Below are 12,630 nucleotides of genomic sequence, written 5' to 3' on the forward strand. Positions count from 1 at the left end.
CCTGAGCTCGTACTCGGGAGGCCGCCTGCGTTCGATCGATAGCTGGTACTCACGCCGTCAAGTCTCCCCCACCGAGCTCGGGAGTTCGTGAGCGGGTGCCTACCATTTCCCGACCGGCCTCCGGCCTACCCGCAGTTCAGCGAGAAGGCTTCGGGCACGACGGATGCGTGCCCGCGGTCACCAGATCGCGCACCGCCGAGCGAGGATCACCGCTGGTGACGAGACCTTCACCGACGAGCACCGCATCTGCGCCCGCTCCCGCGTACGCGAGCAGGTCTGCAGTTCCCCGCACGCCCGATTCCGCTACGCGTATCACCTCCGACGGCAGTCCCGGCGCGATGCGCCCGAACGTGTCGGTGTCGACTTCGAGCGTCTTGAGATTGCGGGCATTGACACCGATGACCTTCGCGCCGGCGGTCAGGGCTCGATCGGCTTCCTCCTCGGTGTGGACCTCGACGAGCGCGGTCATACCGAGCGACTCCGTGCGGTCGAGAAGCGATTCGAGCGCGTCCTGCTCGAGCGCGGCGACGATCAGCAAAATCATGTCCGCACCGTGGGCTCGCGCCTCGTGGATCTGGTACGGGCCGACGATGAAGTCCTTGCGCAGGATGGGGATCGACACTGCACGACGCACCGAGTCCAGGTCGTCCAGCGATCCGCGGAAGCGGCGCTCCTCGGTGAGCACGCTGATGATGCGGGCGCCGCCCTCTTCGTACGCGAGGGCGAGTTCGGCGGGATCCTTGATGTCGGCGAGAGCGCCCTTGGACGGGCTGGCTCGCTTGACCTCGGCGATGACGCCGATTCCGGTTTCGATCAGTGCGGCAGCGGCGTCGAGCGGCGGCCGAGCTGCCTTCGCGGCGGCCTTCACGCTGGCGAAATCGAGGACGGACTCCCGTGCTGCTGCGTCTGCACGCGCCCCGTCGAGAATAGAATCGAGAACAGTCATTTTTCGGCCCCCGCATCCTTTCCGACAGGCTCCGATGTGGAGAAGCCCATCCGGTGATCACAGACTAGAGCCCTAGCGCACGATGGGTCCCATCGGGTATCCGGGCGAAAAAGTGTGTGCACTGTTACACACATACCGACCGGCCGGGACGTGCAGGTAGGGCCCGGATCACCGCGGCGGGCGCCGGTCGTCGGTCGGATCGAGACCGGAATCGAGTGCGTCCCATAATGCGCGTTCGCTCGGCTCGTCGTTCGTGTCGTCCGCGGCCTCGACGGCTCTCTCCGCCTCGGCTCGCCGCACGGCGGGGGCGTCGTACTTGGACGAGAGGCCCCCGTGGGACGGCGGAGTGCGGCAGAGCAGTACCGCAGCCACCAGGGCGCACACGGCGCCGACGACCACAACTGCCGCCGGAACCCGGGACACGTCCAGCGTCGTCACCTCGGCTCGCGCCGGTAGCTCGGCGAGACTCGCACCCCGATCGGCGTCGGCGCCGCCGAAAAGGAGAGACACGGCCGGAACGAGTGCTCCGATCGATACGGCCGCCACCAGCAGCCCGATCAGAATGGACCAACGCCCTCGGACGGCGAACATCGCTGCGACGGCAGCCACGAGGGCGAGGGCGAGCGGGGTGGTCGCGGCCGCCCAGGTGCCGCCGTCGAGAGCAGACGTGCGTTCCTCTCCGAGCCCGTCCACGGACGACACGGTCACCCACGTCATCCGCGACGCCGCCCACAGGCAGAGCGCGGCGATCACGAGCAGCAGCGCGGTCAGGGCAGTGGCCCTGCGCGCGCTGGTTCGACTCACCGCGAACCCGACTCGGTGCTGGAAATCGTCTCGGCTGCGGCAATGGCTCCCAGGACGGCCATCGCCTTGTTCCGCGATTCGTCGTCCTCGTACTCGGCCTTCGAATCGGCCACGACACCCGCGCCGGCCTGGACGTAGGCGGTGCCGTTCTTGATGAGCGCGGAACGAATGCAGATGGCGGTGTCGGCGTCGCCGGCGAAGTCGAGGTAACCCACGATTCCACCGTAGACACCTCGACGCGAGGTCTCGAGTTCGTCGATGAGCTCCATCGCGCGAACCTTCGGTGCACCGGACAGGGTGCCGGCCGGAAAGCACGCCGTGACTGCGTCGATGGCGTGCTTGTCGTCCGCGAGGGACCCCGTCACGGTGGACACGAGGTGCATGACATGGCTGTACCGCTCGATATGGCGGTAATCCGTGACCTTGACCGAGCCCGGTACACAGACCCGGCCGAGGTCGTTGCGGCCGAGGTCGACCAGCATCAGGTGCTCGGCGTTCTCCTTCTCGTCGGCGAGCAGGTCCTTCGCCAGCAGGACGTCCTCCTCCTCGGTGTGTCCACGCCACCGAGTTCCGGCGATGGGGTGTGTCGTCGCGACGCCTTCGACCACGGTCACCAACGATTCGGGACTGGACCCGACAATGGAGAACGCGGTGCCCCCGGCTACGTCGGGGACGTGCATGAGGTACATGTACGGACTGGGATTGGACGCTCGCAGCATGCGGTAGACGTCCATCGGTGTTGCGTCCGTGTCCATCTCGAATCGCTGCGACAGGACCACCTGGAACGCCTCGCCCGCCTCGATCTCCTCCACCAGTCTGGCAACGCCGGCGCCGAACTCGTCCGGCGTTCGCTGGCGACGGAATTGCGGTGTGGGGCGCTCGAATCGGGCCACCGTCGAATGGGCCGGGGTGGACAGGGCATCGGTCATCCGGTCGAGTCGCGCGACGGCGTCGTCGTACGCCTCGTCCACGCGATCGTCCGTACCGTCCCAGTTCACTGCGTTGGCGATGAGCGTGATCGCACCCTCGTGGTGATCGACCGCCGCGATGTCGGTGGCCAGCATCATGACGAGTTCCGGAACCTCGAGGTCGTCGACGGTAGTGTCCGGCAACCGTTCGATGTGTCGCACGGCGTCGTACCCGAGGTAACCCACCATTCCGCCGGTCAACGGCGGAAGGTCGGGCAACCGCTCCGAGCGCAGCAGTTCGAGGGTGGCACCCAACGCCTCCAGGGGGTTACCACCGGACGGAGCGCCGGCGGGGACGTTTCCCATCCAGGCCGCTTCGCCGTCGACGACCGTCAGCGCAGCCGGCGACCCCGCACCGATGAACGACCACCTCGACCACGATCTGCCGTTCTCGGCGGACTCCAACAGGAATGTACCCGGCCGGTCGTCGGCGAGCTTGCGGTAGGCGGACAGTGGAGTCTCGGAGTCGGCAAGCACCTTGCGCACCACGGGAACCACCCGATGCTCGGTCGCGAGCAGCCGAAACTGTTCGCGGGATGTGGTTGCCGAGGCCGTGTTCTGACCATGCATGCGTCCAGTGTTTCAGGTGCCCGATCACCAGCTGCGCGGGCAGGAGTGCAAACTGTTGGCCAGCCTCACGATCAGGAGATGGGCACACGATGGACGAGCACGATGCAACGCGGTGGCTCACAGCCGAGCAGCAAGCCGCGTGGCGAGGTCTCGTGACGTTGTGCACCCGGCTCCCCGCAGCGCTGGACACACAACTGCAGCGTGACTCCGGGCTGACCCACTTCGATTACTTCGTCCTCGGCGGTTTGTCCGAGAGCCCCGACCGCCGTCTGAAGCTACGCGACCTCGCGGAGCGGTCGAACGCGTCGCTGTCCCGGCTGTCCCACGTCATCACCAAGCTCGAAAAGCTGGGGTGGGTGCAGCGCGAGAACATCGAAGGCGGACGGGGCTCGTTCGCGGTTCTGACCGACACCGGATGGGACAAGGTGCGCGAGGCCGCGCCCGGACACGTCGAGACCGTGCAGTCCCTGGTGTTCGAGGGACTGGACGATGCTCAGGTCGAGACGCTGCGCCAGCTGGGCTCGGTCATGCTTGCGCAGCTCGACCGAGGTATTGCGGGCGGACTCGGAAAAGCTTGAGGCTCAAGCCGTTTCGGGAGAGAGAAGCACGTCGGCGTCGAAACAGCTGTGCGCGCCGGTGTGGCACGCTGCGCCTTCCTGGTCGACGATCAGCAGAACGGTGTCGCCGTCGCAGTCCAACCGCACCTCGTGGACGTACTGGGTGTGACCGGACGTCTCGCCCTTGACCCAGTACTCGCCGCGCGAACGCGAGTAGTACGTGCCCTTACGCGTGGCGAGAGTGCGCGAGAGTGCCTCGTCGTCCATCCAGGCGACCATCAACACGTCGCCGGTGCCACGTTCCTGCGCCACTGCACTGAACAGTCCGGCGTCGTTGCGCTTGAGCCGGGCCGCGATGTCCGCGTCCAAACTCATCTGACCGTCACCCCTTCTGCGCGGAGCGCATCCTTGACCTGACCGATCACGAGCTCGCCGAAATGGAACACGCTCGCGGCGAGAACGGCGTCGGCTCCGGCGGCGACCGCGGGCGCGAAGTGTTCGACCTTTCCCGCGCCGCCGCTGGCGATGACCGGCACTCGCACTGCCGCTCGAACCGCTCCGATCATTGCGATGTCGAAGCCTGCCTTCGTTCCGTCGGCGTCCATCGAGTTGAGCAAGATCTCACCGACTCCCAGATCCGCGCCACGCTCTGCCCACTCGACAGCGTCGATTCCGGTTCCCCGACGGCCACCGTGGGTGGTCACCTCCCACCCGGACGGCGTCGAGCGCTCCCCGTCCGGAACGGTCCGAGCGTCGACCGACAGGACGATGCATTGCGATCCGAACCGCGAACTCAACTCGCGCAGCAGTTCTGGACGTGCGATCGCAGCGGTGTTCACACTGACCTTGTCCGCCCCGGCCCGCAGCAACGAGTCGACGTCGGTGACCGTGCGGACACCGCCGCCGACGGTGAGGGGGATGAACACCTGCTCGGCCGTGCGGGTGACCACGTCGAGCATCGTGGCCCTGCCACCGGAGGAGGCCGTGACGTCGAGGAACGTCAATTCGTCCGCGCCCTCGGCGTCGTACTTCGCGGCCAACTCCACCGGATCACCGGCGTCCCTGAGGTCGGCGAAGTTGACCCCCTTGACCACTCGGCCCGCGTCGACGTCGAGACAGGGAATCACACGTACGGCGACGGTCATGGAAGGAAGTCTCCCGGATCTCCGAGGGAGGTGACGATGTCGAGCAATTCCTGGTGCACGCCCGGCGCGGCGGCAAGGACCGACGTGGACGCGATCGTCCACGGCTGCCCACGCAAGTCGGTCACGATGCCACCGGCAGCGCGCACCAACATCGCGCCGGCCGCGTTGTCCCACGCCTGATGTCCGAAGACGACCGCTGCGCCCAGAACTCCGGCAGCCGTGAAGGCCAAGTCCAGTCCAGTCGATCCGTGCATGCGAATCCGCGACGAGTCGCGTGAGAGTTCGGACAGAATGCGCACGCGATAGGCACCGGGCAACCGCCCGCGGCTCGCCACGTTGAAGGCGCCGAATCCCACGATGGACTCCGACAGGGTGGTCGGTTCGAGCGCGGGAATGGGATCGGATCCGAGGTGCACCGGCCCGCCGTCGACCGCCCAGTAGCGATGGCCGAACAGCGGAAGCCACGTCAGTCCGATGACCGGGACGCCGTCGACCAGAAGCGAGAGAAGTGTTCCGGCAGTGGGCAATCCGTAGGAGTAGTTGAACGTACCGTCGATCGGGTCGACCACCCAGACGGCGCCGGTGTCGAGATCCGGCCCGCCGAATTCCTCACCGTGAACCGCTATCCCGGTGCGCTGAGACAGTTCGTCGGTCAGACGGCGTTCCAGTTCCAGGTCGACCGCGGTGGCGAAGTCGTCCGGCCCCTTCGCGACGGCACTCGGCGCTCCGACGCCCGCGACGAAACGGTCTTCGATGCCGTCGAGCAGACTTCGCGCAATGGACGCGAGAGCGTCGAGATCGAGATCGGTCATGACGAGACGGCGCGGAGCGCCTCGGGGAGGGTGAACTTGCCGGCGTACAACGCCTTGCCGACGATGGAACCCTCGACACCCACGTCGGTCAAGGTGGCGATGGCACGCAGATCGTCGATGGTCGACACACCGCCCGACGCGATGACCGGAGCGTCGGTTACGGCGCAGACCTGTTGGAGCAGTTCCAGATTGGGGCCGGTGAGCGTTCCGTCCCGTGTCACGTCGGTGACGACGTACCGGCTGCACCCGTCACGGTCGAGGCGCTCGAGCACCTCCCACAGGTCTCCCCCGTCGCTGACCCAGCCTCGCCCACGCAAGCGGTGTTCCCCGTCGACGATGCGCACGTCCAAACCGACTGCGACGCGATCTCCGTACTCACCGAGAGCCCGTGCGCACCATTCCGGGTCTTCGAGAGCCGCGGTTCCGAGATTCACGCGAGCACATCCGGTTGCGAGGGCGGCCCGGAGCGACTCGTCGTCGCGAATACCACCGGACAACTCCACCTTGACATCCAGTTCGCCGACGACGTCGGCGAGCAGATCGCGGTTCGATCCGCGTCCGAATGCTGCGTCGAGATCGACCAGGTGCACCCAGTCGGCGCCGTCGCGCTGCCAGGCGAGGGCGGCCTCGCGGGGCGAACCGTACGCAGTTTCGCTTCCCGCCTCTCCTTGAACGAGGCGCACGGCCTCGCCATCGGCGACATCGACAGCAGGAAGAAGTACCAGGCTCACGTGGTCCGAGGGTACTGCCCGAAGCCGCGGTTCACGTTGGCGGGTCGACGCGCTCGTGTCCATCGGTGTCGTCTCCGAATGCCCGACGCACGGTTCGTCGAGACACCGCCGCCATCACTGCGACGGCCATGACGATGCCGACCCCCACGATCAGCAGTCCGAGACCCGGCCCGGGACGGACGGCGAGAACGACGACGGTGACAGCGGCGAGCACGAGTGCCGCCGATCCGAGCGAGGTGAGGGCGTGGCGGGCGAACGAGAAGCTCGGGTCGTCGCTCATGCGACGGTGCGGAGCCAGTTCTCCAGCAGTGCCGCCCCGGCGTCACCGGATTTCTCCGGGTGGAACTGGGTGGCCGACAGCGGGCCGTTCTCCACCGCGGCGAGGAAGGGACCACCGTGGTCGGCCCAGGTCAACGTGGCTGGGGGAATGTAATCGCTCGGCTCCATCTCCCATCGGAGCGCAGCGTAGGAGTGCACGAAGTAGAAGCGGGTGTCGGCCGCCATCCCGTCGAACAAGACGCTGCCCGAGTCGGGGGTCACCGTGTTCCATCCCATGTGCGGGAGAACACCGGCTTTCAGTTGCTCCACGGTGCCCGGCCACTGTCCGCAGCCGGTGGCGGGCTCACCGAACTCGACGCCGCGGTCGAACAGGATCTGCATTCCCACGCAGATCCCCAGAACGGGCCGACCTCCGGCGAGTCGCTTGTCGATCAGTTCGTCGCCGCGTACCGACAGCAGGCCGTCCATGCACGCTCCGTAGGCCCCTACGCCCGGCACGACCAATCCGTCGGCAGCCAAGGCAACCCGGTGATCGGAGGTGACGGTGACGGCGGCACCCACTCGCTCGAGGGCGCGCTGTGCGGAATGCAGATTTCCCGACCCGTAATCGAGTAGGGCAACGGAAGTCATGCGCCGAGTGTATCGGTGGGGTTGTCCGCCAAGTACTGCTCGGTGAGCACGTCCGGAGCAGCCGCCAGCCACGCGTCGACGATCAGGTCGCGCAGCGTTGCCGGGTCGACCACCTTGAGTCGAATCAGGATGGCGGGGTGCTTGGCGAAGTGCTCGATGGTGAAGACTCCCTCATGCTCTTCGGCGAGCACCGCCTCCTTCTCGCCGAGGTCTCCGAGGGACACGGCGAAAATCGGTCCGCTGGGGACGGGCCGGTCGCCGAACCGCTTGATGTCGGCCTTGTTCAACGGTCGCTCCCAGGCGAAGGCCTTCTTGCGCACGAACCACGTGCGGTTGCTCCACCGCGTTCCCTCGCCCACCTCCGGGAGGTCTGCTGCGATCGAGATTGCGTCCGTCAGCGTCGCCATGTCGATGATCGAACCAGAACGGCCACCACCAGCACCAGAGCTGACCCGAGAGCGAATGTCGTGGAGTATCCGTAGTGCACGGCGAGAACACCCAGGGCCAGCGCGCCCACCCCGGTGCCCGCATCGAAGCTGATGTTCCAGGCGGCGCTCGCCACGCCGAACCGGGTAGGGCCGGCGTAGGCGAAAGCCATGACGAGACTTTCGTTCTGGCATGCCCCGTACCCGACACCGAACACCACGGCCGCTGCCAACAGAACCGCGGCGGAACCGGCTCCGGCCACGCCGGCAGCAAAAGCCAGAACGCCGACCGTGGTGACGACGAGCGCGGGGACCAACGCGCGCCCCGGTCCGACGCGGTCCGCGATGGCACCGGCGCCGTACCGTCCGACGATCATCGCCCCGCTGACGACGGACAGGGCCAGTCCCGCAAGCACCGGACTATCGCTCTCGGCGATGGGAAGCAGCGACGAGAGGCCACCGAACGCCGCGGACACCGACGCGATGGCCACACAGGGAAGCACCAGCCGTTGCCACTCGAATGCGCCGCCCGACGTGCGCGCCTCGGGAGCAGAGCGCACAGCAGGCAGGCGAAGTATCGCGACCAACGCCACGACCGGCACGAGTGCGCCGACCAAGAACACAGCCGACGCCGACACCGACTGCAGCAGGGCAAGACCCGTCGGCAGCGCGATCATTTGGGCCACCGCGACCGCGATGCCCTGAGCGCCGGTCGCTCGGCCGAGCAGCGAGGATGGCGCCAGCTCGGCCACGAGCGCGGCGGAGGACACCGTCAGTAGTCCGAAGCCGACGCCTCGGAACGCGGAAATCGTCAGCACGGCGGGTGGCGCCGTCGACAGCAGGAACGCCAGCGCCGGCAGACCCAACAGCAGGCACCCCGCAGCCAGCACACCTCGGTGCCCGACGGTCCGCAGCAGCCACGGCACACCCAGCTGGGTGGCAACGGTGGCGCCCATGAACACCGCAGTCGTGGCGCCGGCGAGTGCGTCGGATCCACCGTTCTGCGAGATCACGAGCGGAACGACGGGCAGCAGGAGACCGAACCCGCCGAACGACGCCGCGCCCATGATCATCGCGGCCGGAAGGCCTGGGATGTGTCTGAGCGACTGCCCGTCCGAACTCAGAGAACGCCCTTGGTCGACGGCACTCCCGACACGCGGGGATCCGGTTCGACGGCGACTCGCAGCGCGCGGGCAACCGCCTTGAACTCGGCCTCGGTGATGTGGTGCTGATCGCGTCCATAGAGCACTCGGACGTGCAGGGCGATGCGCGCGTTCGATGCGATCGACTCGAACACGTGCCGGTTGATCACCGTGGCGTACGGCGTGCCGGGGTATCCCCCGATGACCGCGTGCAGCATGTGCTCGGGTTCGCCGGTGTGGACGCAGTACGGACGGCCGGACACGTCGACGGCTGCGTGCGCCAGGGTTTCGTCCATGGGGATGAACGCGTCGCCGAATCGGCGAATGCCCTTCTTGTCCCCGAGGGCCTCGGCCAACGCCTGCCCGAGCACGATGGCCGTGTCCTCGACCACGTGATGCGCCTCGATCTCGATGTCGCCCGTGGCCTGGACGTCCAAGTCGAAGCTGGCGTGCGTTCCCAGCGCCGTCAGCATGTGGTCGAAGAACGGCACCCCGGTGGAGACGTTCACCACGCCGGTTCCGTCGAGGTTCAACTCGACAGCGATCGACGACTCCTTGGTGGTCCGTTCGATGCGCGCGATGCGTGGGGTCACGAGATCTCCTGTACGAGTTCGGAACTGACGGCGAGGAAGCGATCGTTCTCGTTCACGAGACCGATCGTGACGCGGAGGTATCCGTCGATACCGACGTCGCGGATCAACACCCCACGGTCGAGGTAGTGCTGCCACGTGCGGGGCGCGTCCTCGAAGCGGCCGAACAGCAAGAAGTTCGCGTCGCTGGGGACGACGTCGAAGCCCAGTTCGGTGAGTGCCGCGGACACTCGATCACGTTGGAGCGCCAGCTCGTTCACACTGCCCAGAGTGTCGTCGGCGTGACGGAGAGCCGCCCGGGCCGCGGCCTGCGTGACCACGGAAAGGTGATAGGGCAAGCGCACCAACAGAAGTGCGTCGACGACGGCCGGCGACGCCACCAGGTAACCGAGGCGACCACCGGCGAACGCGAAAGCCTTGCTCATCGTTCGGCTCACGACCAGACGTGCCGGAAACTCCGAGACGAGTTCGAGAGCGCTGGGCGCACTGGAGAATTCCGCGTAGGCCTCGTCGACGATGACTATTCCGGTTGCCGCTCGCGCTATTCGGCGAAGATCGTCCAGGCTCAGGCTGTGGCCCGTCGGGTTGTTCGGGCTGGTGACGAACACGACGTCCGGCTTCTGTTCGGCGAGCACGGCAACCGCGGCGTCGACGTCCAGTGTGAAGTCCGGCCGGCGGGTGAGGTCGAGCCACGCCGTCTGAGTTCCGGCCGAGATGATCGGATGCATCGAGTACGACGGGACGAACCCCAACGCGGTCCGGCCGGGTCCACCGAACGCCTGCATCAGCTGCTGCAGGATTTCGTTGGAACCGTTTGCCGCCCAGACGTTGTCCGGGGTGACGTACACGCCCGTCTGCTTGGTCAAGTACGAAGCGAGGTCCTGCCGCAGCGCCACCGCATCGCGGTCGGGATACCGGTGCAACACCGACGCGGCCTCCCGCACGGACTCGGCGACGTCGTCGACGAGAGCGCGGGTCGGAGGATGCGGATTCTCGTTCGTGTTGAGCTGAACCGGCACCGTGAGCTGCGGAGCGCCGTACGGCGACCTACCGCGCAGATTGTCGCGAATCGGCAAGTCGCCCAGGGTCGTTCCCGCTCCCGGCGCCGTCACGGGCGCAGGCTTTCGAAGCGAACCCGCACGGCCTCACCGTGCGCGGGGAGATCCTCCGCGTTGGCCAAGGAGATCACGTGACGGGACACGTCTTCGAGTGCGTCCCGCGAGTAGTCGATCACGTGGATACCGCGCAAGAACGTCTGCACGCTCAAACCGGACGAGTGGCGCGCGCACCCGGCGGTGGGCAACACATGGTTGGAACCGGCGCAGTAGTCACCGAGACTGACGGGGGCCCAGGGACCGACGAAGATGGCGCCCGCGCTGCGGACCCGGTGCGCCACGGCGGATGCGTCCTCGGTCTGGATCTCGAGGTGCTCGGCCGCGTACGCATCGACCACGCGGAGCCCGTCGTCGACGGACGAGACCAGAACGATTCCCGACTGCTCGCCGGACAGGGCGGTGGCGACCCGCTCGGAGTGCTTCGTGATCTGCAACTGGTCGACTACCGCCGCGTCCACCGCGTCCGCGAGATCGGTGGAGGTGGTGACCAGCACGCTGGCCGCCAGCACGTCGTGCTCGGCTTGGCTGATGAGGTCTGCTGCCACGTGAACCGGATCGGCGGTGTGATCGGCGAGGATCGCGATCTCGGTGGGACCGGCTTCGGAGTCGATGCCCACGACGCCTCTACAGATGCGCTTGGCGGCGGTGACGTAGATGTTTCCCGGGCCGGTGACCATGTCCACCGGGTCGAGAGGCGCGCCATCGGTGTCGGTACCGCCGTACGCGAGCAACGCGACGGCTTGGGCGCCTCCGACTGCCCACACTTCGTCGACACCCAGCATCTGCGCGGCGGCCAGAATCGTCGGGTGCGGAAGCCCACCGAACTCGGCCTGCGGCGGCGAGGTGACCACGAGCGACGCCACGCCTGCGGCCTGGGCGGGTACGACGTTCATCACCACGGACGACGGATACACGGCATTCCCGCCGGGTACGTACAGACCGACCCGGTCGACCGGGATCCACTTTTCGGTCACCGTTCCGCCGGGCACCACTTCGGTGACGCTGTCCGTCCGGCGCTGATCGTTGTGCACCGTGCGGGTGCGCTCGATCGCGACGCCCAGTGCCTCACGGACATCCGGGTCGAGGTTGTCGAGGGCCTTGACCAACTCGTCCTGCGGCACTCGAACGGTGTCGGGTCGAACCTTGTCGAACTTCTCGCCGAAATCGAGGGCGGCGTCCGCACCGCGATCGCGGACATCGTCCACCGTCGGCTGCACCAGATGGAGCACCGAGTTCACGTCCACTCCGCCTCGCGGGAGCACGGCCCTGAGTTCGGCCGTGGACGGAGAGCTGCCGCGAAGGTCGACGCGGCGGAGCTCGGTGCGGGCAGTCATGACGAATACCTTTCGGATGCCGGAGAAGCTGACGATCCGATTATCCAGTACGCGTCACCTAGTTTTTCACACGGCGGTCTTTTTCACGCCGGTCAGGAGTACTTCGACGACAGCTTCTCGAGTGTGGCGGTGATGCCCTTGCTGTTCGCCTTCGTCTGACCCAGTACTTCGAGGATCTTGGGACTCTTCGCGGTGTCGTAGAGGAAGCTCTCGGTGACCTCGGTGGAGGTCGGTCCGGTCTGGACCAGCTCCCAGCGCCAGCGGTGACCCATCGGGTGCTGCCATTCGAGGACTTTGCGCTCGGCGTCGTCCACGAACTCCGTCACGGTGCTGGTGATTTTGTAGGGAACACCGAACTGCTTCATCCCGACGGAAAACTTGTCGCCGGGGCCGAGCCGCGTGGGGCCTTTGACGTTGTCCTTGACCGTTCCCGATCCGTCGAGCTGACTGTGCCGGTGCGGGTCGGCCACGATGTCGAAGAGAGTGTTCGCATCTGTGGCGACCGTCACTCGACGCGAAATTGCGTGCTTCCCTTTGTCTACGTTCGTCACTGTTGCCATGCTGCTCGTGTACCCGTGCGCT

Annotated in this window: 16 protein-coding genes; 1 reads left to right on the plus strand and 15 read right to left on the minus strand. The window is 66.9% G+C overall.

Annotation, left to right across the window (positions count from 1 at the left end; genetic code table 11):
* Positions 1–136: 136 nt before the first annotated feature.
* The 3 genes from trpC to IEW02_RS13610 all read right to left on the minus strand — a co-directional run bounded on the left by trpC (position 137) and on the right by IEW02_RS13610 (position 3,288).
* Positions 137–946, minus strand: a complete 810-nt coding sequence (gene trpC, locus IEW02_RS13600) for an indole-3-glycerol phosphate synthase TrpC (protein WP_188545406.1) — start codon at positions 944–946, stop codon at positions 137–139.
* 168 nt (positions 947–1,114) lie between these two features.
* Positions 1,115–1,750 carry a TIGR02234 family membrane protein gene (locus tag IEW02_RS13605; RefSeq protein WP_188545407.1) on the minus strand — a complete coding sequence of 212 codons (636 nt, stop codon included), beginning with the start codon at positions 1,748–1,750 and terminating at the stop codon, positions 1,115–1,117.
* On the minus strand, positions 1,747–3,288 hold the full coding sequence (locus IEW02_RS13610; protein WP_188545408.1) for an anthranilate synthase component I: 1,542 nt from the start codon (positions 3,286–3,288) through the stop codon (positions 1,747–1,749). Before IEW02_RS13610 ends, IEW02_RS13605 begins: the two co-directional genes overlap by 4 nt.
* An 89-nt stretch (positions 3,289–3,377) precedes the next feature.
* On the opposite strand from IEW02_RS13610, the gene IEW02_RS13615 reads away from it, so the two are divergent.
* The gene (locus tag IEW02_RS13615; protein ID WP_188545409.1) at positions 3,378–3,866 is read left to right on the plus strand and encodes a MarR family winged helix-turn-helix transcriptional regulator; all 489 of its coding nucleotides are present in this window, start codon (positions 3,378–3,380) and stop codon (positions 3,864–3,866) included.
* A gap of 3 nt (positions 3,867–3,869) precedes the next feature.
* On the opposite strand, the gene hisI is transcribed toward IEW02_RS13615, so the two are convergent.
* The 12 genes from hisI to IEW02_RS13675 form a co-directional block, all read right to left on the minus strand.
* Positions 3,870–4,220, minus strand: a complete 351-nt coding sequence (gene hisI, locus IEW02_RS13620) for a phosphoribosyl-AMP cyclohydrolase (protein WP_188545410.1) — start codon at positions 4,218–4,220, stop codon at positions 3,870–3,872.
* The gene (gene hisF, locus IEW02_RS13625; RefSeq protein WP_188545411.1) at positions 4,217–4,990 is read right to left on the minus strand and encodes an imidazole glycerol phosphate synthase subunit HisF; all 774 of its coding nucleotides are present in this window, start codon (positions 4,988–4,990) and stop codon (positions 4,217–4,219) included. Before hisF ends, hisI begins: the two co-directional genes overlap by 4 nt.
* A complete protein-coding gene (locus IEW02_RS13630) occupies positions 4,987–5,802 on the minus strand; it encodes an inositol monophosphatase family protein (RefSeq protein WP_188545412.1) in 816 nt (271 codons plus the stop codon). The genes hisF and IEW02_RS13630 overlap by 4 nt, the downstream gene beginning before the upstream one ends.
* Positions 5,799–6,533, minus strand: coding sequence for a bifunctional 1-(5-phosphoribosyl)-5-((5-phosphoribosylamino)methylideneamino)imidazole-4-carboxamide isomerase/phosphoribosylanthranilate isomerase PriA (gene priA, locus IEW02_RS13635; RefSeq protein WP_188545413.1), 735 nt, complete (start codon positions 6,531–6,533; stop codon positions 5,799–5,801). Before priA ends, IEW02_RS13630 begins: the two co-directional genes overlap by 4 nt.
* 31 nt (positions 6,534–6,564) lie before the next feature.
* Complete coding sequence (locus IEW02_RS13640; protein ID WP_188545414.1) at positions 6,565–6,813, minus strand: hypothetical protein; 249 nt, start codon at positions 6,811–6,813, stop codon at positions 6,565–6,567.
* On the minus strand, positions 6,810–7,442 hold the full coding sequence (hisH, locus tag IEW02_RS13645; protein WP_188545415.1) for an imidazole glycerol phosphate synthase subunit HisH: 633 nt from the start codon (positions 7,440–7,442) through the stop codon (positions 6,810–6,812). The genes IEW02_RS13640 and hisH overlap by 4 nt, the downstream gene beginning before the upstream one ends.
* Positions 7,439–7,849, minus strand: a complete 411-nt coding sequence (locus tag IEW02_RS13650) for an MmcQ/YjbR family DNA-binding protein (protein WP_188545416.1) — start codon at positions 7,847–7,849, stop codon at positions 7,439–7,441. The genes hisH and IEW02_RS13650 overlap by 4 nt, the downstream gene beginning before the upstream one ends.
* Positions 7,837–8,940, minus strand: coding sequence for an MFS transporter (locus IEW02_RS13655; protein ID WP_188545417.1), 1,104 nt, complete (start codon positions 8,938–8,940; stop codon positions 7,837–7,839). Before IEW02_RS13655 ends, IEW02_RS13650 begins: the two co-directional genes overlap by 13 nt.
* Positions 8,941–8,987: 47 nt before the next feature.
* Positions 8,988–9,602 carry an imidazoleglycerol-phosphate dehydratase HisB gene (gene hisB / locus IEW02_RS13660; protein WP_188545418.1) on the minus strand — a complete coding sequence of 205 codons (615 nt, stop codon included), beginning with the start codon at positions 9,600–9,602 and terminating at the stop codon, positions 8,988–8,990.
* Positions 9,599–10,711: a histidinol-phosphate transaminase gene (locus tag IEW02_RS13665; protein WP_188545419.1), complete on the minus strand. Its 1,113-nt coding sequence runs from the start codon at positions 10,709–10,711 to the stop codon at positions 9,599–9,601. The genes hisB and IEW02_RS13665 overlap by 4 nt, the downstream gene beginning before the upstream one ends.
* On the minus strand, positions 10,708–12,048 hold the full coding sequence (gene hisD / locus IEW02_RS13670) for a histidinol dehydrogenase (protein ID WP_188545420.1): 1,341 nt from the start codon (positions 12,046–12,048) through the stop codon (positions 10,708–10,710). Before hisD ends, IEW02_RS13665 begins: the two co-directional genes overlap by 4 nt.
* Positions 12,049–12,140: 92 nt before the next feature.
* The gene (locus IEW02_RS13675; RefSeq protein WP_188545421.1) at positions 12,141–12,608 is read right to left on the minus strand and encodes an SRPBCC family protein; all 468 of its coding nucleotides are present in this window, start codon (positions 12,606–12,608) and stop codon (positions 12,141–12,143) included.
* Between the last annotated feature and the right edge of the window lie 22 nt (positions 12,609–12,630).

It is taken from the genome of Rhodococcoides trifolii (genome assembly GCF_014635345.1).
GTDB lineage: Bacteria > Actinomycetota > Actinomycetes > Mycobacteriales > Mycobacteriaceae > Rhodococcoides > Rhodococcoides trifolii.